This window comes from Micromonospora wenchangensis, assembly GCF_002210435.1.
Taxonomy (GTDB): domain Bacteria; phylum Actinomycetota; class Actinomycetes; order Mycobacteriales; family Micromonosporaceae; genus Micromonospora; species Micromonospora wenchangensis.
Genome location: NZ_MZMV01000029.1, coordinates 46,973 through 66,731, shown reverse-complemented (window position 1 = coordinate 66,731; position 19,759 = coordinate 46,973). Strand labels below are relative to the sequence as shown.

Annotated in this window: 16 protein-coding genes; 11 read left to right on the top strand and 5 right to left on the bottom strand. The window is 73.0% G+C overall.

All coding sequences use genetic code 11. From position 1 onward, the window contains the following. The first annotated feature begins 4 nt into the window (after window positions 1-4). Both B5D80_RS18155 and B5D80_RS18150 read left to right on the top strand, forming a co-directional pair. Window positions 5-1,666 carry a CocE/NonD family hydrolase gene (locus tag B5D80_RS18155; RefSeq protein ID WP_088645072.1) on the top strand — a complete coding sequence of 554 codons (1,662 nt, stop codon included), beginning with the start codon at window positions 5-7 and terminating at the stop codon, window positions 1,664-1,666. Window positions 1,667-1,858: 192 nt separating this feature from the next. After that, a complete protein-coding gene (locus B5D80_RS18150) occupies window positions 1,859-2,716 on the top strand; it encodes a hypothetical protein (RefSeq protein WP_088645071.1) in 858 nt (285 codons plus the stop codon). Window positions 2,717-2,809: 93 nt separating this feature from the next. On the opposite strand, the gene B5D80_RS18145 is transcribed toward B5D80_RS18150, so the two are convergent. After that, window positions 2,810-3,106, bottom strand: a complete 297-nt coding sequence (locus B5D80_RS18145; protein ID WP_245854716.1) for a flavin reductase — start codon at window positions 3,104-3,106, stop codon at window positions 2,810-2,812. 246 nt (window positions 3,107-3,352) lie between these two features. Here B5D80_RS18145 and B5D80_RS18140 point away from each other — a divergent pair, with 246 nt between their 5' ends. Beyond that, a complete protein-coding gene (locus tag B5D80_RS18140) occupies window positions 3,353-4,153 on the top strand; it encodes a helix-turn-helix domain-containing protein (RefSeq protein WP_088645070.1) in 801 nt (266 codons plus the stop codon). Then, window positions 4,144-4,332 carry a DUF397 domain-containing protein gene (locus B5D80_RS18135; RefSeq protein WP_088645069.1) on the top strand — a complete coding sequence of 63 codons (189 nt, stop codon included), beginning with the start codon at window positions 4,144-4,146 and terminating at the stop codon, window positions 4,330-4,332. The genes B5D80_RS18140 and B5D80_RS18135 overlap by 10 nt, the downstream gene beginning before the upstream one ends. A 188-nt stretch (window positions 4,333-4,520) precedes the next feature. Here the strand turns inward: B5D80_RS18135 and B5D80_RS18130 are convergent, their stop codons facing one another. Continuing rightward, window positions 4,521-4,724 carry a cold-shock protein gene (locus B5D80_RS18130; protein WP_067314937.1) on the bottom strand — a complete coding sequence of 68 codons (204 nt, stop codon included), beginning with the start codon at window positions 4,722-4,724 and terminating at the stop codon, window positions 4,521-4,523. Between the two features lie 181 nt (window positions 4,725-4,905). Here B5D80_RS18130 and B5D80_RS18125 point away from each other — a divergent pair, with 181 nt between their 5' ends. Further along, complete coding sequence (locus B5D80_RS18125; RefSeq protein ID WP_088645068.1) at window positions 4,906-5,589, top strand: class I SAM-dependent methyltransferase; 684 nt, start codon at window positions 4,906-4,908, stop codon at window positions 5,587-5,589. A gap of 138 nt (window positions 5,590-5,727) precedes the next feature. After that, the gene (locus B5D80_RS18120) at window positions 5,728-6,345 is read left to right on the top strand and encodes a DedA family protein (protein WP_088645067.1); all 618 of its coding nucleotides are present in this window, start codon (window positions 5,728-5,730) and stop codon (window positions 6,343-6,345) included. A 36-nt stretch (window positions 6,346-6,381) separates the two neighbouring features. Here the strand turns inward: B5D80_RS18120 and B5D80_RS18115 are convergent, their stop codons facing one another. After that, complete coding sequence (locus B5D80_RS18115) at window positions 6,382-7,035, bottom strand: MBL fold metallo-hydrolase (RefSeq protein WP_088645066.1); 654 nt, start codon at window positions 7,033-7,035, stop codon at window positions 6,382-6,384. Window positions 7,036-7,042: 7 nt separating this feature from the next. Further along, on the bottom strand, window positions 7,043-7,762 hold the full coding sequence (locus B5D80_RS18110; RefSeq protein ID WP_088645065.1) for a maleylpyruvate isomerase family mycothiol-dependent enzyme: 720 nt from the start codon (window positions 7,760-7,762) through the stop codon (window positions 7,043-7,045). Window positions 7,763-7,939: 177 nt separating this feature from the next. Here B5D80_RS18110 and rsgA point away from each other — a divergent pair, with 177 nt between their 5' ends. The 3 genes from rsgA (at window position 7,940) to B5D80_RS18095 (ending at window position 12,778) form a co-directional block, all read left to right on the top strand. Further along, the gene (rsgA, locus tag B5D80_RS18105) at window positions 7,940-9,019 is read left to right on the top strand and encodes a ribosome small subunit-dependent GTPase A (RefSeq protein WP_088645064.1); all 1,080 of its coding nucleotides are present in this window, start codon (window positions 7,940-7,942) and stop codon (window positions 9,017-9,019) included. A gap of 220 nt (window positions 9,020-9,239) precedes the next feature. After that, a complete protein-coding gene (gene uvrA / locus B5D80_RS18100) occupies window positions 9,240-12,185 on the top strand; it encodes an excinuclease ABC subunit UvrA (RefSeq protein ID WP_088645063.1) in 2,946 nt (981 codons plus the stop codon). 131 nt (window positions 12,186-12,316) lie between these two features. Continuing rightward, entirely contained in the window at window positions 12,317-12,778 is a 462-nt protein-coding gene (locus B5D80_RS18095; RefSeq protein WP_088645062.1) for a Rieske (2Fe-2S) protein, read from the top strand. Between the two features lie 48 nt (window positions 12,779-12,826). On the opposite strand, the gene B5D80_RS18090 is transcribed toward B5D80_RS18095, so the two are convergent. Beyond that, on the bottom strand, window positions 12,827-16,069 hold the full coding sequence (locus B5D80_RS18090; protein ID WP_088645061.1) for a penicillin acylase family protein: 3,243 nt from the start codon (window positions 16,067-16,069) through the stop codon (window positions 12,827-12,829). Between the two features lie 140 nt (window positions 16,070-16,209). Between B5D80_RS18090 and B5D80_RS18085 the strand changes: the two genes are divergently transcribed. Together B5D80_RS18085 and uvrC are read left to right on the top strand one after the other, a co-directional pair. Continuing rightward, window positions 16,210-17,550 (top strand): jacalin-like lectin, encoded by a 1,341-nt coding sequence (locus tag B5D80_RS18085; RefSeq protein ID WP_088645060.1) that lies wholly within the window; start codon window positions 16,210-16,212, stop codon window positions 17,548-17,550. A 10-nt stretch (window positions 17,551-17,560) separates the two neighbouring features. Continuing rightward, window positions 17,561-19,501 carry an excinuclease ABC subunit UvrC gene (uvrC, locus tag B5D80_RS18080; RefSeq protein ID WP_088645059.1) on the top strand — a complete coding sequence of 647 codons (1,941 nt, stop codon included), beginning with the start codon at window positions 17,561-17,563 and terminating at the stop codon, window positions 19,499-19,501. Window positions 19,502-19,759: the final 258 nt, after the last annotated feature.

Below are 19,759 nucleotides of genomic sequence, written 5' to 3'. Positions count from 1 at the left end.
GCCCGTGCCGGACCTGTCGCTCGCCCGCCTCGCCGCCGCCGTGCTGCGCCTGCCGGCCGCCGCCACCCACCGGGTCGACGTCACCCGGGGCATCGTGGTCCGGGCCCGCGACGGGGCGCGGCTGCGCACCGACCACTACGCCCCCCGGCTGCCCGGCGCGCCGACCGTGCTGATCCGCACGCCGTACGGGCGGGGCGGGCCGATGCGGCTGCTCGGCCGGCTCGTCGCCGGTCGCGGCTTCCACCTGGTGATCCAGTCCTGCCGGGGCACCGACGGCTCCGACGGGCTGTTCGACCCGCTGGTGCACGAGCGCGACGACGGCCTCGACACGGTCGACTGGCTGCGCCGGCAACCCTGGTACACCGGCCGGTTCGGCATGTTCGGGGCCAGCTACCAGGGTTTCGTCCAGTGGGCGCTGGCCGCCGACGCGGGGGAGGAACTGGCCGCGATGGTCGCGGTGGTCACCGCCTCGGCCACCCGCGACTCGACGTACGCGGGGGAGTCCTTCGCCCTGGACACGGTGCTCACCTGGGCCGAGCTGCTCCAGGCGCAGACCGTGCCGTGGCTGGCCCGGCAGTGGGAACTCAAGCGCGGGCAGCCCCGGCTGGCCGCCGCCCTGGCCCACCTGCCGCTGGCCGAGGCCGACCGGGTGGCGACCGGGGTGACCGTGCCGTTCTTCCAGGAGTGGCTGCGCCACCACACCCCGGACGCCGACTACTGGCGGACCCGGGTCTTCGGGGCGCGGATCGCCGAGGTGCGCGCCCCGGTGACGATGGTCAGCGGCTGGCAGGACATCTTCCTTCCCGCCCAGCTCGCCGACCACGCCGCGCTGCGGGCGGCGGGCGTGCCCACCCGGCTCACCGTCGGCCCGTGGACGCACGGCAGCCCCGGCCTGCTGGCCGAGGCGCTGCGGGAGGGGTTGGGCTGGCTCGACGCCCACCTGCACGGCCGGCCGCCGTCGCCGCGCGCCCCGGTGCGGGTGCACGTCGGCGGGGACGGCGGTGGCTGGCGGGACCTGCCCGAGTGGCCGCCGCCGGCCACCGCGATTCCCTGGCACCTGCACGCCGGGGGCCGGCTCGACCCGCAGCCGCCGGCCGCGTCGGCCCCGGACACCATCCGGTACGACCCGGCCGACCCCACCCCGTCGCTGGGCGGCCCGCTGCTGGTGGCCCAGCGCGCCGGCCCGGTCGACAACCGTTCCGTGGAGGCCCGGCCGGACGTGCTGGTCTACACCGGCACGGTGCTGACCGAGCCGGTCGAGGTGGTCGGCCCGGTGCACGCCGAGATCCACGTCCGCAGCGAACTGTCGTACCTGGACGTCTTCGTGCGGTTGTGCGACGTGGACCGGCGCGGCCGGTCCTGGAACGTCTGCGACGGCCTGGTCCGGGTCGCCCCCGGCCGGTTCCCGGTCGACCCGGACGGGGTGACCCGGGTGCCGGTGCCGCTGTGGCCGGTGGCGCACCGGTTCGCGGTCGGGCACCGGCTGCGGGTGCAGGTGTCCGGCGGTGCCCACCCCCGCTACGCGCGCAACCCCGGCACCGGGGAGCCGCTCGGCGCGGCGATCACGCTCCGCGCTGGGGTCCGGCAGATCCTGCATGATCCATCGCATCCGTCGCGGCTCGTGCTGCCGGTGGTCCCAGCCGGTTCCCAGCTTCTACCTATCTGAAGACAACCCCTTTGATCTGGGGTTTCCCGGCAGTTGGGACTATCGTCTGTCGCAACGCTCGATGACGTGCACCAGCGGTCGGGCCCCGTCCTCCCCGCAGACGTTACCTACGTGGAGTGACGACGGTTCCCGACCCTGGCCTGATGCCGAAGCAGCCGGCACCCGTTGGGCCGGCCGCGGAGAGGGGGCGTCATGACGACGGCTCCGGCCAATCTGCTGGCGGTCCGCCGGCTCCTGCTCGACACCATCAAGGGGCTCGATCCCGCCGCGGTGGGGATCGTCGGTGATCCGGCCCACCGGGGCGGCTACCACTGTGGCTCCGACCGGGTGGTCACCAACGACTACTCCGTCGTGGAGTCGCCCCGGGACTCAGGCGGCCTCACCCTCTACGCCTCCGGGCTGGACGTGGGCACGTTCAGCGTCCGCTCCGGGGGTGCCACCCACAATCTCCAGACGTTCTCCACCTGGTGCGTCGCCCAGTGCCGGGCGAACACGCCGGACAGCCGCGACCTGCGGGAGATCATCTATTCGCCCGACGGCAAGGTTGTCAGGCGGTGGGACCGACTGGGCAAGCGCAGCTCCGGCGACGACTCGCACCTGTGGCACACCCATTTCAGCTTCTTCCGCGACTCGACCAAGGCCGGACGGGACCAGACCCCGCTGTTCCGGCGCTACCTGACCGGCATCGGACTACTGGAGGACACCGACATGACACCCGAAGAGCACGCCTGGCTGGAGACCGTCCACAAGAACCTGACCGTCCTGGACGGCCGCAACCCGGTGGGTCAGATCTACACCCGGATGGCGATGGGGGAGGACCACACCAACCCCGACTTCGTCGTCACCCATCCGACCCTGAAGTCGCTCGGCGCGCAACTGACCTCGTTGCAGACCGCGTTGACCGCCCTGGCCAACAAGGACTTCACCGACGAGCAGGCGATCATCGCCGGGGTCCTGGCCGGGCTCACCCCGGAGAAGATCGCCGCCGCCATCCCACCCACCATCGCCAAGCAGGTCGCCGACGAGTTGGCCAAGCGCCTGGTGGCCTGACCCGGACCCCGTGGGCACCCCTTCCGCCCCGCCTCCTGCGGAAGGGGTGCCCACGGCTGCCGGCGGTCAGCCCCGGGCCCTGGCCCGGGTCGGTCATCCCCGGGCCCTGGCCCAGGTGAGGAAGCGGTCGGTCAGCTCCGGGCGTCGCCCGGGGTGGAGCTGGCCGAGCTGGTGGTCGGCCTCGGTCATCAGGGCGGCGAGATAGACGAGCAGGGCGGTCCGGTCGTCCCGGTACTCGACCAGCAGCCCCAGCCGGGCCGGCTGGCAGGGCCACTCCGCGCCGCAGTTGCGGCAGCGCCAGAGGGGACGCATGGCGACGTGCGGGACCACCCGGCGGGCCGTCATCGGGATCGCGCGACGCCGTGGGGTGTCGTCGTCCACGCCGGTCACCGGTGGCCCCCGGTCGGCCGGCGGGTGCGGTGCGTCCTGGCGGGCACGGGTTACCTCCTCGGGTCTGGAGGGGCCGCCCCCAGGGGGCGGGGGCGGCCCGGCGGAGCCGGCCCGAGCCCCTCCGGCGTCGGGCAGGTCCGCCACAGGTGACAGTCTGGTGAGGCTGCCGTTACCGTCGGAAGGCATTCGCGCTGCACCTCGGCGGGCGTGCAGCACCGTCGTCCTTCACGTACAGGAGTTGTGCAGATGGAGCCTGCGCCCATGCTGGAGCTGTTCGCCGGGGAGTTGCGTCGGCTGCGGACGCGGGCAGGGCTGTCCCAGGAGGGGCTGGGCGAGCTGGTCAACTACTCGGCCTCGCTGGTCGCCGCCGTCGAGCAGTGCCGCCGGCCGCCGCGTAGGGAGTTCGCCGAGCGCTGCGACACCGTGCTGGCAAGCGACGGCCTGTTGGCCCGGATCAGGGACGCCCAGGTGCGCGAGAGCCTGATGCCCTGGTTCCGCGAGTGGGTCACCATCGAGCAGCAGGCGACCGCACTGTGCTCGTTCCAGCCGTTGGTGGTGCCCGGCCTGTTCCAGACCGAGGACTACGCCCGCGCGCTGCACGAGGGGGCGAGCCAACTCATCGGCGACGAGATGGAGCAGCAGGTCGCGGCGCGACTGGCCCGGCAGGAGATCCTGCACCGGGCGTCCCCGCCGCTGTTCGTGGCGGTGCTCGACCACTCCGTGCTGGAACGCCCGGTCGGCGGGCCGAAGGTGATGCGGGAACAGTTGCTGCACCTGCGGGAGATCGGCGACCGGCCGCGGGTGCACCTGCACCTGGTGCCGAGGGACACCGGCGCCTACCCCGGGCTCAACGGCGCCTTCGTGATCGCCACGCCGCCGGAGGGCGACGACGTCGCCTACCTCGACAACCAGCTACAGGGAACACTCGTCGAACGGACGGCGGACGTACAATCGCTGCGGCGATGCTGGGAGTCGGTGCGCGCGGAGGCGCTGTCCCACGGGGCCACCGTCAAGCTGATCTCGGAGGCGGCAGACTCATGGACCTGACCGGCGCGATCTGGCACAAGAGCACCCGCAGCAGCGGCAACTCCGGTGACTGCGTGGAGGTGGCGGCCAACCTGCCAGGCGTCGTCGGCGTCCGCGACAGCAAGGACCCCTCGGGCCCGGTGCTCACCTTCGCGCCGGCCGCCTGGCGGGCGTTCCTGCGCCACGCCAAGCGGAGCTGACCGGGGCGGACGCGCACCCACCGGCGACCCCGGCACCCACCCAGCACGGCGGCCTGCCGGTCAACGGCAGGTAGCCCGGTCCGGAAACACCCGGCCGGGCTTGAGTCAGTGGACCCGGCAGCGGAGTCGACGGCTACCGGAAGCGCTCGGTGGCGGCGGCCCCGGGCCGCCGCCACCGGCACGGAGACTTACAGCGGGCGGACGTTCTCCGCCTGCGGACCCTTCTGCCCCTGGGTCACATCGAACTCGACCTTCTGGGCCTCCTGCAGTTCCCGGTAGCCGCTGGTGGCGATCGCCGAGTAGTGAACGAAGACGTCGGGGCCCCCGCCGTCCTGCTCGATGAAGCCGAAGCCCTTTTCCGAGTTGAACCACTTGACCGTGCCGGTTGCCATGCATCTCTCCCTGTTTACAACGGGTGACCCCGCCGTTGCGGCGGATGATCGCCCTGTACTGCCCCGACAGTAGCCGGCCGAGGCGGTTTTTGCCGGCTGAAAAGCCGCAGGATGCGGACGGAAACTCGCAGGTCGCCGGAATGCCGCCCCGGCGGGAGTCCCGCTGCGGCACACTCGACCGGTGAACCGACCGCCCGTCGACGCGTTGACCGAGCTGGAACGCGAGATCGATGCGCCGGGCGGCGGGCTGGACCGGCTGCGGCTGGTACCCACCCCCTTCGTGCCCGAGGTGCGGCTGCACCTCGCCGAGGACGCGATCGTCTGGTGGGCCCGGATGGAGGCCAGCGCCGGGCACACCCTGCCCCCGCCGTTCTGGGCGTCGGCCTGGGCCGGCGGGCAGGCCCTCGCCCGCCACCTGCTCGACCACCCCGACCTGGCCGCCGGCCGGCGGGTGCTCGACCTGGCCGCCGGCTCCGGACTCGTCGCCATCGCCGCCGCCCTGGCCGGTGCCAGCCAGGTCGTCGCCAACGACGTCGACCCCTACGCGGTGGCGGCGGTCACCGTCAACGCGCGGGCCAACCGGGTCTACGTGCAGGCCAGCCACCAGGACCTGCTCGACGACGACGGCACCCAGGCCGACCTGCTGCTCGCCGGGGACGTCCTCTACGACCGCGACCTCGCCGTACGGGTGCTGCCGTACCTGCGGCGGGCCGCCGACGGCGGGGCGCAGGTGCTGGTCGGCGACCCGGACCGGGGACACCTGCCGCCGGACGTGCTGGAGGTGGTGGCCAGCTACCCGGTGCCGACCACCGAACCCTCCGTCGACTCCCCGGTCCGCCGGGTCCAGGTGCTCCGCCCCCGCTGAACCACCCCGCCGGCACGCCCCACGTCCCGCCCGTCGCGCCGTCGCACCGGCCCCCCGGGACGCCGGCAGGGAAAATCGGGGAGTGATCAGGGTCGCGACCCGATGCGCCGGGACGCCCGCTGGCCGTAGCGTCATCCCGTGCCCGACGAACTGGCCCAGCTCGCAGACCTGCCGACCGCACTGTTGATGGCGGCGCTCGGGCTGGTGATGCTCGCCGACGCCGTACCCCTGCTCGGGGTGCTCGTCCCCGGCGACGTGGCGATCCTCGCGGCCGTGGGGGTGGGCCGGCCGGTCGCCGGCGTGGCCACCGTCGTCGCCGTGGTCGCCGGCTGCCTCACCGGCTGGTCCCTGAGCTTCCTCGCCGGGCGGATCTTCGGCGAGCGGCTGCGGCACAGCCGGGTCGGCGACTGGATCGGCGAGGGCCGCTGGTCGGCCGCCGAGCAACTGCTGCGCTCCGGCGGCGGGCGGATGGTGCTCGTCGCGCCCTTCCTGCCGGTGTTCAACACGCTGCTGCCGCTGGCGGCCGGGAGCCTGCGGATGTCGTACCGCCGGTTCGTCGTCTGCGCCGCGTTCGGCGCGGCGGCGTGGGCCGGCCTCTACCTGGCCCTGGGCACGGCGTCGCGGGCCCTGGCCGGGCTGCTGCCCGGCAACCCGTTGCTGGTCACGATGGCCGTGGGCCTGCTGCTGGCCGGCCTGGTGCTGCTGGGCACCCGGCGTCGGCTGCGCGCGGTGACCGGCGTCGGTCAGCCCGGCTGACCGACGCCTGACGGTCACCGCCGGCCCGTCACCTGCTCACCAGCCGCGCGCCCGCCACTGCGGCAGCGACGCCCGTTCCGCGCCGAGCGTGCTGTCCGCGCCGTGCCCCGGGTAGAACCAGGTCTCGTCGGGCAGCCGGTCGAACAGCTTGTGCTCGACGTCGTCGATGAGCTGGCCGAACCGCTCCGGGTCCCGGTCGGTGTTGCCCACCCCACCGGGGAACAGCGAATCGCCGGTGAACAGGTGCGGGGTGCCGGCCGGGTCGCGGTAGAGCAGCGCGATCGACCCCGGGGTGTGCCCCTTGACGTGGATCACCTCCAGCGTCTGGTCGCCCACCGCGACGGTGTCGCCGTCGGTGAGGGTCTGCGCCGCGATCGGCAGCCCCTCGGCGTCGTCGGCGTGCACCAGGGCGGACGCCCCGGTCGTGGCCACGACCTCCTCCAGGGCGACCCAGTGGTCCATGTGCCGGTGGGTGGTGACCACCGAGGTCAGCCCGGCGTCGCCGATCAGGTCGAGCAGCCGGGGTGCCTCGTTCGCGGCGTCGACGAGCACCTGCGCGCCGGTGTCGCGGCAGCGCAGCAGGTAGGCGTTGTTGTCCATCGGGCCGACCGACACCTTGGTGACGGTGAGCCGGTCCAGTTCCCGGACGGCGGGTGGGCCGCCGGGGGTGACGTCTCCGGTGTAGCTCATGTGCGGTCTATATCCATTCCGGTGGGGTCGGCAGGGCACCGTCGGGGGTGACGGTCAACCCGTCGCCGCTGCTGCGGCCGATCAACCAGGCGGCCAGCGCGGCGGAGGTGCCGGTGACCTGCGGGGCGTCCTGCGCGTCACCCAGCACCAGCTCCGGCCGGTTGCCGTCGGTGGGCCGCAGCACCAGCGCGGGCGCGTCGGGCCGCTCGGCGAGCCCACCGACCACCTCGTGCAGCAGGTGCGGGGCGAACGCGGCCGGCCAGTCCGCCGGCCGGTAGCCGGTGGCCAGGTCGACGTGGTGTACCTCCAGCTCGCGCCACCGGGCCCAGAGCACCAGGGCCACCGGCCACGGGCCGCGTCGGGCCTGCACGATGGCGCTCCACGCCGACGTGGGCATCGCGGCCAGCGCCTCGGTGAACCGGTCGGTGCTGTGGCGCAGGTCGGCCAGCAGCTCGGCGGGCGGGCGGCCGGCACCGGCGGCGATGTCGGCGTCACGGGCGGCGGCGCTTTCGTACATCGGGATGTCCTCGCCGGTGCGGGCGGAGGTGAGCAGGTTGACGAACCCGTCGGCGTTGCGCGCCAGGTGGGTCAGCACGTGGCCCCGGGTCCAGCCGGGCAGCAGGCTGGGGGCGGCGACGGCCGCCGCGTCCAGCCCGGCGGCGGTGTCCAGCAGGCGGGCGGCCGAATCGGCCACCTCGCCGGTCAACAGCAGTGGGTCCGTCGTCACGCCACGACCCTAACGGTCCGGACAGCGTTGCGCCGCCGGGGAATTCGCTTTCGGCGCGTCGGTCGGCGGCCTACCGTCGGCCTGACACGGTACCGGGACGACGGACGGGGGTGGTGGTCATGCCGGTCGCAGTACGCGTGTCGCGCCACGACCAGTTCCGACCCCGGTGAGGATGACATGAGCATCGATCTGACCGCCCTCGGCCTCGACGCCGAACGGGCGGCGTACGCGCGGCGGCGTCCGGACCGCCGGCCCGGCCGGGTGGCCCGGGTCGACCGGGGCGTGTGCACCGTGCTCGGCGCGGACGGACCGGTCCGGGCCAGCCTGGGCCCGGCGGTGCTGGCCGCCGCCGCCCGTGACCTGACCGCCCTGCCGTGCGCCGGCGACTGGGTGCTGCTGGCCCGCTGGCCGGACGGCCCGGTGACCGTCGACGCGGTGCTGCCCCGGCGGACCGCGCTGGTCCGCCGTACCGCCGGCAAGGACGCCAGCGGCCAGGTGCTCGCCGCCAACCTCGACACCGCTGCGGTGATCGAGCCGGTGCACCCGGAGCCGGACGCCGCCCGGATCGAACGGCTGCTCGCCCTGGCCCACGAGTCCGGGGCCACCCCGCTGGTGGTGCTCACCAAGGCCGACCTGGCCGCCGACCCGCAGGCGGTGGCCCGGCAGCTCGCCGCCCTCGCCCCCGGGGTGCCGGTGCTGCCGGTCAGCGCCGAGCGGGGCACCGGCCTGGCCCCGCTGCGTCCGCTGGTCGCGGCGGGGCGCACGCTGGCCCTGCTCGGCCCGTCCGGGGCGGGCAAGTCGAGCCTGGTCAACGCGCTGGTCGGGGCGGAGGTCATGCCGACCCAGGCGATCCGGCGGGTCGACGGCAAGGGTCGGCACACCACCACCTGGCGGGCGCTGGTCCCGGTGCCCGGCGGCGGTGCGGTGCTGGACACCCCCGGGGTCCGGGCGGTGGGCCTGCTCGACGGGCATACCGGGCTGGACCGGGCGTTCACCGACATCGCCGAGCTGGCCACCGGTTGCCGGTACGCCGACTGCGGGCACACCGCCGAGCCGGCGTGTGCGGTGCGCGAGGCGGTGGAGACCGGGGAACTGCCGGGCCGGCGCTTCGAGAGCTGGCGTCGGCTCCAGCGGGAGCTGGCGTACGAGAGCGGTCGCCGGCAGAGTCGGCTGGCGGCCGAGCGGCGGGGTGGCTGGCGGGGTGGTCGCCGGCGGCCGGCCCGGCCGGCGACGCCGCCCCTGCCCGGCGGGTTCTGACCGTCCCGGTCCGGCCGGCGCGACCGGCCGGACCGGGAGCGGGGCGCGCACGGCGGGTCGGCCGACCGGTGTGAGCTGGGGGAATGTTGGCGTGCGGGAAGTTGTCGTACCCCGGGGCTAGAGTTGCGCAGGCGTTCCTTCTGCGCCCCGTAAAACCGCTCAGATCACACTCGGAGCGGACAGATCCGCCTCATATTCTTCTTCCGGGAGCACCCGCACCGTGGCCGACCGTCTGATCATCCGTGGCGCGCGCGAGCACAACCTGCGTGACGTCAGTCTCGACCTGCCCCGGGACGCCCTCATCGTCTTCACCGGGCTCTCCGGCTCCGGCAAGTCGAGCCTGGCCTTCGACACCATCTTCGCCGAGGGGCAGCGCCGCTACGTCGAGTCGCTGTCGTCGTACGCGCGGCAGTTCCTCGGCCAGATGGACAAGCCCGACGTCGACTTCATCGAGGGCCTGAGCCCGGCCGTCTCCATCGACCAGAAGTCCACCTCGCGCAACCCGCGGTCCACCGTCGGCACCATCACCGAGGTCTACGACTACCTGCGGCTGCTGTTCGCCCGCATCGGTGAGCCGCACTGCCCGGTCTGCGGCGAGCGGATCTCCCGGCAGAGCCCGCAGCAGATCGTCGACCGGGTCCTCGCGATGGCGGAGGGCACCAGGTTCATGGTGCTCGCCCCGGTGGTCCGGGGCCGCAAGGGCGAGTACGTCGACCTCTTCGCCGAACTCCAGGCCAAGGGCTACGCCCGCGCCCGGGTCGACGGGGTGGTGCACCCGCTGACCGAGCCGCCGAAGCTCAAGAAGCAGGAGAAGCACACCATCGAGGTGGTGATCGACAGGCTCAGCGTCAAGCCGGGCGCCAAGCAGCGGCTGACCGACTCGGTGGAGGCCGCGCTCGGCCTCTCCGACGGCCTGGTGCTGCTCGACTTCGTCGACCTGCCCGAGAACGACCCGGCCCGGGAGCGCCGCTACTCCGAGCACCTGGCCTGCCCCAACGACCACCCGTTGGCGATCGAGGACCTGGAACCCCGGGTGTTCTCGTTCAACGCGCCCTACGGGGCCTGCCCGGAGTGCACCGGCCTGGGCACCAAGAAGGAGGTCGACCCGGAGCTGGTCGTCCCCGACCCGGAGCGGACCCTGCGCGAGGGGGCGCTGCAACCCTGGGCCACCGGGCACAACCTGGAATACTTCCTGCGCCTGCTGGAGGCGCTGGGCGAGAGCCAGCACTTCGACGTCGACACCCCGTGGCGGGCGTTGCCGGCGCGGGCCCAGAAGATCATCCTGCACGGCTCCGACGACCAGGTGCACGTGCGCTACCGCAACAAGTACGGCCGCGAGCGCTCCTACTACACCGGCTTCGAGGGTGTGGTGCAGTGGATCGAGCGCCGGCACACCGACACCGAGAGCGACTGGTCGCGTGACAAGTACGAGGGCTACATGCGTGACGTGCCCTGCGCGGCCTGCGGCGGCACCCGGCTCAAGCCCGAGGTGCTGGCGGTCACCATCGCCGGCAAGAGCATCGCCGAGGTGTGCAACCTGTCGGTGGGCGAGGCGGCCGAGCTGCTCGCCGGCATCGCGCTGACCGACCGGCAGAAGATGATCGCCGAGCGGGTGCTCAAGGAGATCAACGCCCGGCTGCGGTTCCTGCTCGACGTCGGCCTGGACTACCTCTCCCTGGACCGGCCGGCGGGCACCCTGTCCGGTGGCGAGGCGCAGCGCATCCGGCTGGCCACCCAGATCGGCTCCGGCCTGGTCGGCGTGCTCTACGTGCTCGACGAGCCGTCGATCGGCCTGCACCAGCGGGACAACCACCGGCTGATCGAGACCCTGCTGCGGCTGCGCGGCCTGGGTAACACGCTGATCGTCGTCGAGCACGACGAGGACACCATCCGGGTCGCCGACTGGATCGTCGACATCGGCCCCGGCGCGGGCGAGCACGGCGGCCGGATCGTGCACAGCGGGTCGGTGCCGGCGCTGCTGGACAATCCCGAGTCGGTGACCGGGGCGTACCTGTCGGGCCGGCGGGAGATCCCCACGCCGCAGCAGCGTCGGCCGCAGACGCCGGGGCGGGAGCTGGTGGTGCACGGTGCGCGCGAGCACAACCTGCGCAACCTCACCGTGCCGTTCCCGCTGGGTCAGCTCATCGCCGTCACCGGGGTCTCCGGGTCGGGCAAGTCCACGCTGGTCAACGACATCCTGTACGCGGTGCTGGCCAACCAGATCAACGGCGCGCGGCTGGTGCCGGGCCGGCACACCCGGGTCTCCGGGCTGGAGCACGTCGACAAGGTGGTCGGCGTCGACCAGTCGCCGATCGGCCGTACCCCGCGCTCCAACCCGGCCACCTACACCGGGGTCTGGGACCACGTCCGCAAGCTGTTCGCCGAGACCACCGAGGCCAAGGTCCGGGGGTACGGGCCGGGCCGGTTCTCGTTCAACGTCAAGGGCGGCCGCTGCGAGGCGTGTTCCGGCGACGGCACCATCAAGATCGAGATGAACTTCCTGCCGGACGTCTACGTCCCGTGCGAGGTGTGCAAGGGCGCCCGGTACAACCGGGAGACCCTGGAGGTGCACTACAAGGGCAAGACCGTCTCCGACGTGCTGGAGATGCCGATCGAGGAGGCGGCCGAGTTCTTCTCCGCCATCCCGGCCATCCACCGGCACCTGCGCACGCTCAACGACGTGGGCCTGGGCTACGTCCGGCTGGGCCAGCCCGCGCCGACGCTGTCCGGCGGTGAGGCGCAGCGGGTCAAGCTGGCCTCCGAGCTGCAGAAGCGCTCCACCGGTCGCACCGTCTACGTGCTCGACGAGCCCACCACCGGCCTGCACTTCGAGGACATCCGCAAGCTGCTGATGGTGTTGGAGGGGCTGGTCGACAAGGGCAACACGGTGATCACGATCGAGCACAACCTCGACGTGATCAAGACGGCCGACTGGCTGATCGACATGGGCCCCGAGGGCGGTCACCGGGGCGGCACCGTGCTCGCCACCGGCACCCCGGAAGAGGTCGCCGAGGTCGCCGAGAGCCACACCGGGCAGTTCCTGCGTTCGGTGCTCAAGCTCGACGGGCAGGCCCGGGGCGCGAAGGCGGCGGTGACCCGGGCGGCCCGTGCCAACGGCTCGACGCCGAAGGCGCGTACCCGCAAGGTGCCGGCCGGGGCCCGCTGACCCGGTGGCCCGGCCCGCTGCGCAGGGTGTTCCCGGGCGGCCGGGGTGAACCGTCGGGCACAGTGGTGCGTGTGCTCCAGTGAGCCGCGCGGGTCGACGACCGGCGGCAGCAGTCGAGAGAAAGGCCGGAGATGACAGACGACCAGGTGCCGACCGGGCCCGGTACGCAGACCCGACGTGCCCTGCTGGCCGGGGCCGGCGCGGTGGGGGCGGCGGTCCTCCTGACCGCCTGCGGCGACGACTCCGGTGACGAACCGGCCACCCCGGCCACCGGCGGACCGGCCGCGACCACCGGCGGGTCCGGCCCCGCCGCGATCGCCAGGACCGGTGACATCCCGGTCGGCGGCGGCCAGGTGTACGCCGCGCAGGGCGTGGTGATCACCCAGCCGACGGCGGGGCAGTTCAAGGGGTTCGACCCGATCTGCACCCACCAGGGCTGCCCGGTGTCGAACGTCGACGGCGGGACGATCAACTGCACCTGCCACAACAGCAAGTTCGCCATCACCGACGGCGCGGTGAAGCAGGGGCCGGCGACCACGCCGCTCGCCGCCAAGGAACTCAAGATCGACGGCGACCAGATCTCGCTGGCCTGACCGGCACCGGCCGGCCCGCAGGACGTCCTGCGGGCCGGCCGGTCGGGTTCACTGCGGGTAGACCGCCAACTCCCAGATCGAGTAGCCGTACGTGGTGGCCCGGGTCACCCCGTGCATCCGGACGTACCGGGCGGTCGTGGTGGGGAAGGCCGCCACGTCGGTGCCGCCGTCGCCGGCCGTGGTCGACCACACCGTCCGCCACGTCGACCCGTCGGTCGACACCTCGATCCGGTACGACCGGGCGTACGCCGACTCCCAGGCCAGCGTCACCCGGCCCACCTGGCGGGCCGACCCGAGGTCGACGCTGAGCCACTGGTCGTCGGCCCAACTGCTCGCCCAGCGGGTGCCCAGGTCGGAGTCGACGGCCTTGCCCGGCCCGAAGAACAGCTCGCTGCCCGACGCGGTCGCCGTCCGGCCGGCGGCCAGGTTCGTCAGGTCGTCACCCCGCCGGGCCGGGAACGACACCACCTGCTGGAAGGTCGGCCGGTTCTGCCAGGCGGTGGTGGCGTGCTTGATCCCGCCCAGCGGCGACTGGATGATCGCGTCCGCGCACCACTGGTCACCGGCGGCGCAGCTCGCGTCGCCGGGGTACACCTGGGCCGCCGGGGTGGCCGCCGCCGTGCGCAACGTGTCCAGCAGCACCTGCCGGCAGCCGGCCAGGTTCCCCGCGCCGCAGTAGCCCCGGCCCAGCCCGCCGCGCACCGGGTCGCCGAGCACCGCGCGCAGGTCCTTGTCGACGTAGCCCCACCAGCCGTACTGGAACGACGAGCCCTTGTGCGCCTGGGCCTCGTTGGCCGAGGTCGGCAGGTTGGACACGTCGCCCTGCTGGTGCCCGGACGGGGACTCGTTGATCTGGATCGCGTTGATCAGCGACTGGTAGAGGTCCGGGCCGAGCTGGTCGCGGAACATCCCCCGCACCAGCAGCGGCCACCAGGCGTCGAAGGTGCGGATCGCGTCGGCGTGCCGGTAGACCTTCGACCCCTTAGCCGTCTCCACCCGCAGCGCGCCGTCCTGCCGCCACGCCTTGAGCCGGCTGATCTCGGTGGCCAGCGTGGCGTCGGCGACGGGCTGGCTCTCCAGCACCCGGATCAGCTCGTCGAGCACCTCGGCCCCGCGCAGGTCGGTCACGCCGGCCTGCTCCACCAGCGCGGTCAACGAGCCCCGGTCGAACTTGCGGCCGGCCTGAAGGCCCGCCTTGAGCGGCCGGTCCAGCAGGTCGGCCCGGTGCACCGCGCCGAAGCTGTAGTTGCCGTCCGCGCCGCCGAAGTCCTTGGCCTGCTTGTTGTTCCAGCTGACGTAGTAGTCCTGGTTGACCGAGCGGGGGTGGGCGGCCAGCGGGGCGTAGCTTGCGGTGTTCGTCGCCGGGTCGAAGCCCTGCCACTCGTAGGCCGGCTCGGCCTTCATCGGCAGGTTCGGGTTGGACCCGGCGGCCCGCACCGGGTTCAGCCCGGAGTTGAAGTACGCCGACTCGGTGGAGTTGACGTAGAACCAGTTGAACGCGTACTCGACGTTGTTGGCCGAGGCGACGAAGGCGTCCGCCGAGCCCATCTGGGTCGGGTCGTTGAACATCTGGAAGCCGATCGCGGAGTCGGCCTCGTGCCGGTAGGTGGAGCGCAGCTGGGTGAACGCGTGCGGTTTGCCGCCCACCGTCCCCCGCCAGGAGACCAGGCCGAGCTTCGTGCGCCAGGCCACCAGCTTGTACGACCCCTTGGCGGTGCCGTCGGCGAGGGTCGGGCTCCACTTGTTGACGTGCGCGAGCTGCTCCATCGCCACGCACTGCCCCCGGTAGAGGTAGTGGTCGGCGGCGAGGGTGGGGGCGCTGCCGTCGGTGGTGCACAGCGGCACCGCGTAGGTGTCGGTGATGTCGTGGATCGACGAGGTGGCGCTCCACGCGTAGTCCTGGCCCCGGCCGAGCAGCACGTAGAGGTTGAGACCGGCGAACGCCGCGCCCCGGGCGCTGATCCCCGGGCCCTGCAACTCCTGGATCATCAGCAGTTGCGGGGAGAAGTAGCCGGTCTGCGGGCCGAAGACCGCGACCGGGTGCCCGGTGGCCGAGTTCGCGGCCGAGACCACCGCCGCGTTGGACATGCCCCGGTGCGCCGGGCTGATGGTCAGCCCGGACAGTGCGGCGGCCAGCTCGCCGGACGCGCTGTTGCCGGTGGTCCGGGCCGGGGCGGCGGTGCTGCCGGCGGAGCCGGTCGGGTCGGTGAAGATCGGCTCGACCCGGGCCGAGCCGGCGTCGGGCAGCGCCACGCTCGCCGCGTCCGGGGAGGCGTCGCCGTACGGGAAGCTCTGCCCGTCGTGCAGGGTCAGCACGGTCTCCGGGTCGTTCTGGTTGCGGAACGCCGTCCACACCTTGTCGCCCTCGGTGGCCCCGTACTTGGCGCGGGCGGCGATGCGGACCAGCGCGGACTGCATCTCGGTGCCGCCCCCGCCGCCGAACAGCCCGCCCACCACGCCGGCGATGGCGATCAGGTCGGTGAGCTGGAACGGCTCCGGGCCGCCGGCGTTGGTGACCGCGTCCAGGTGGCCGGTGAGCACGTACTCGCCGGGGCAGTTGCGGGCACCCATGCAGACGCCGATGTAGGCGTTGATGCCGGCGATGTACTCCTGCACGTCGGCGTAGAGCTGCTGGCCGCGCGGCCCCTTCGTGCGCAGCGCCTCGACCTGCGCCTGGAGGTCCGCCTCGGTGTACGGCGAGTTGCGCCAGACGCTCTGCTCCAGGGCCCGGTTGCCGGGTGCGCCCCCGGCGAACGAGGTGAGGGTGCCCCGCCCGACGTGCCGCAGCAGGTCCATGGTGAACAGCCGGTCCTCGGCCCCGGCGTAGCCCGCGCCGTACATGGTGCCGCCCCGGGTGGTGCCGGTGACGTGCGGGACGCCGGTGGCCTTGTCCCGCAGGATGCGGACGTCGGAGCGGGGCGAGTAGTCGCGTTCGACCTGCCCCTGCGGCACCCCGAAGGAGGCGTCGTTGAAGAACGAGCCGATCTGTTCCTCGCGTAGCCCGGCGTAGCCGTAGACCAGGTCGGCGTACCGGTCGAGCTGGTCGGCGGAGTGCCGGGGCAGGGTGCCGAGGGTCTGGTTGGCCAGCACCTCGACGAGGGTGGCGTTGCCGTTCTGGCCGGGCGGCAGGATGTCGCCGCACTCGCCGAGGCAGTAGTCCTCGGGGGTGAACGCGGCACGCGGCGCGGCGGCCTCGGCGGGTGTGGCGGGTGTCGCGGTGAGCAGGGCGGCGACGCTGATGCCGGCGGTCAGGCCGGCGAGCAGGCGGCGGACGGTGGGGGGACGGGGCATGGCGATCCTCCGATGAGGATGGGGATCTTTACGTGAATAACATTCGGTTACCGGATGGTAATCTCCGTTCGTCGATATCGGAAGACGTCCATCGACCGGTGTCCCCCCGCCGGTCCCGCCGCTCCAGATTGGACCGCTCGATGAAGGTCGTCCGTCTGCTCGCGTCCGCGACGCTGCTCGCGGTCGCGCTCACCCCGCCCGCCTCGGCCGCCGCCTCGGCCGCCCCCGCCGGGACCACCGTCGCCCCCACCTCGGGGGCGTTCTCCGTGCTCACCTACAACGTCGCCGGCCTGCCCGACATCATCTCCAGCGGCGACCCGGCGACGAACACCCGACCGATCGGCGAACGGCTCGGCGGGTACGACATCGTGCACGTCCAGGAGGACTTCAACTACCACGCCGACCTGTACGCCACCGACCAGCACCCGTACCGGACGCCGACCAGCGGGGGCGTGCCGTTCGGCAGCGGCCTCAACACGCTGTCCAACTACCCGTACAGCGACTTCGCCCGGGTGAAGTGGAACTCCTGCAACGGCACCGACTGCCTCACCCCGAAGGGCTTCACCGCCAGCCGCATCCGGCTCGCCGAGGGGGTCTACGTCGACTTCTACAACGCCCACCCGAACGCCGGCACCACCGACGCCGACCTGGCCGCCCGCCGGTCCAACCTCAACCAGCTCTCCGCGTACGTCGCCGCCAACTCGGCCGGCAACGCGGTGGTGCTGATGGGTGACCTGAACGTCCGCTACACCCGTACCGGCGACAACATCCGCGACCTGGTGGCGGCCAACGGGCTCACCGACGTCTGGGTGCAGCAGGAACGGGCCGGCCAGCCGCCGGCCGCCGGTGACCCGGCGCTGGTCTGCGACGAGGCGAACGTGACCGACTCCTGCGAGGTGGTCGACAAGATCCTCTACCGGGGCAACCGGCTGGTCCGGCTCGCCCTGAACCGCTACCACAACGAGCACGCCCGGTTCCTCACCCCGACCGGCGGGCCGCTGTCCGACCACTACCCGCACGCCGCCTGGTTCGACTGGACCCTCGACCCGACGCTGCGGGCCAGCGACACCTGGGGCGGCCCGCACGGCACGCCGTTCACCGACGCCGACCGGGTCGGCCCGGCGGTGACCCGGGTCACCCTGCGCGGCGGCTCCCGGCTCGACGCCGTCGGCGTCGACCTCGCCGACGGCGGCCAGCTGCGCCACGGCGGCACCGGTGGGACCGAGACCGGCCTCACCCTGGCCCCCGGCGAACGGATCACCCGGGTCACCCTCACCCAGGGGCAGAAGGACGGCCGGACCCGGATCTTCTCGGCCCGGCTCGACACCGACCAGGGCCGCACCCTCACCGCCGGTACGCCCACCTCGGCGGCGGTCACCTTCACCGCGCCCGAGGGCGGTCGACTGGCCGGATTCTTCGGCCGCAGCGGCACCGAGGTCGACCAGCTCGGCGTGATCTGGAGTGTCGGGGGCAACGGATAGTCTCGGTGCCGTGGCTGATCCCTCGACCTACCGCCCCGCGACCGGCACGATCCCCGAGTCCCCAGGGGTCTACCGGTTCCGCGACGGCACCGGCCGGGTGATCTACGTCGGCAAGGCCAAGAGCCTGCGCAGCAGGCTCAACTCCTACTTCGCCGACCCGTGGGGGCTGCACGAGCGCACCCGCCAGATGGTCACCACGGCCGAGTCGGTCGACTGGGTCACCGTCGGCACCGAGGTCGAGGCGCTCCAGCTCGAATACACCTGGATCAAGCAGTACGACCCCCGGTTCAACGTCAGGTACCGCGACGACAAGTCGTACCCGTACCTGGCGGTCACCCTCGACGAGGAATACCCGCGGCTGCAGGTCATGCGGGGCGCGAAGCGTAAGGGCGTGCGGTACTTCGGGCCGTACTCGCACGCCTGGGCGATCCGCGAGACGCTCGACCTGCTGCTGCGGGTCTTCCCCGCCCGCACCTGCTCCGCCGGGGTGTTCAAGCGGGCCGGGCAGGTCGGCCGCCCCTGCCTGCTCGGCTACATCGGCAAGTGTTCCGCGCCCTGCGTCGGCACCGTCTCCGCCGAGGCGCACCGGGCGATCGTCGACAACTTCTGCGAGTTCATGGCCGGCCGCACCGACACCATGGTGCGTCGGCTCGAACGCGAGATGACCGAGGCCAGCGAGCAGTTGGAGTTCGAGCGGGCGGCCCGGCTGCGCGACGACGTGGCCGCCCTGCGCCGGGCCATGGAGAAGCAGACAGTGGTGCTCGGCGACGGCACCGACGCCGACGTGGTCGCCTTCGCCGACGACCCCCTCGAAGCCGCCGTGCAGGTCTTCCACGTCCGCGACGGCCGGGTACGCGGCCAGCGCGGCTGGGTGGTGGAGAAGACCGAGGAGTTGACCACCGGCGACCTGGTGCACCACTTCTGCACCCAGGTCTACGGCGGCGAGCAGGGCGAGGCGGACGTCCCCCGGGAACTGCTCGTCCCCGAGCTGCCCGCCGACGCCGAGGCGCTGGCCGACTGGCTCAGCACCCGCCGGGGCAGCCGGGTGTCGCTGCGGGTGCCCCAGCGCGGCGACAAGAAGACCCTGCTGGAGACGGTCGGCCGCAACGCGAAGGACGCGTTGGCCCGGCACAAGCTCAAGCGGGCCGGCGACCTGACCACCCGGGGCAAGGCGCTCGACGAGATCAGCGAGGCGCTCGGCATGCGCACCTCGCCGCTGCGCATCGAGTGCTTCGACGTCTCCCAGATCCAGGGCACCGACGTGGTGGCCAGCATGGTCGTCTTCGAGGACGGGCTGCCCCGCAAGAGCGAGTACCGCCGGTTCATCGTCCGGGGGGCCACCGACGACCTGTCGGCCATGTCCGAGGTGCTGCGTCGCCGCTTCGCCCGCTACCTCGACGCCCGCGCCGAGACCGGCGAGCTGGGCGAGGAGACCGCGTCCGACCCCGACCGCCCCGGCATCGACCCGAACACCGGCCGGCCGCGTAAGTTCGCCTACCCGCCGCAGCTCGTGGTCGTCGACGGTGGCGCCCCGCAGGTGGCGGCGGCGGCCCAGGCGCTGGCCGAGCTGGGCATCGACGACGTGGCGCTGTGCGGGCTGGCCAAGCGGCTGGAGGAGGTCTGGCTCCCCGACGACGACTACCCGGTCATCCTGCCGCGCACCTCCGAGGGGCTCTACCTGCTGCAACGCGTCCGGGACGAGGCGCACCGGTTCGCCATCACCTTCCACCGGCAGCGGCGCTCGAAGCGGATGACGGAATCGGCCCTGGACACCGTCCCCGGGCTGGGCGAGGTCCGCCGCAAGGCGCTGCTGCGGCACTTCGGTTCGCTCAAACGGCTCTCCGCCGCCACCGTGGAGGAGATCGTCGAGGTGCCCGGGGTGGGTCGGCGCACCGCCGAGGCGATCCTCGCCGCCCTCGACGGCGACGCCGCCCCCACCCCGACCGACTGACCCCGTCGGGCCCTGGTCCCGGCCCTCGGTCTCGGTCCCAGCCCCCGTCCGGCAGCGCCTGACCGGGCCCGTTGAGTTTGGCGTGATCAACTCGACTGGGGCGAAGTTGCGGTATCCGGGGGTGGGAATGGTCCGACATCGGCCCAGTCGAGTGGATCAACGGCGGTGGGGCCGCGAGCGGGTTGGTCAGGGGTCGGATGGGGGGCGATGCTGCGGTATCCGACGGGTGGGATACCGCAACAGCGGCCCACGGGAGTG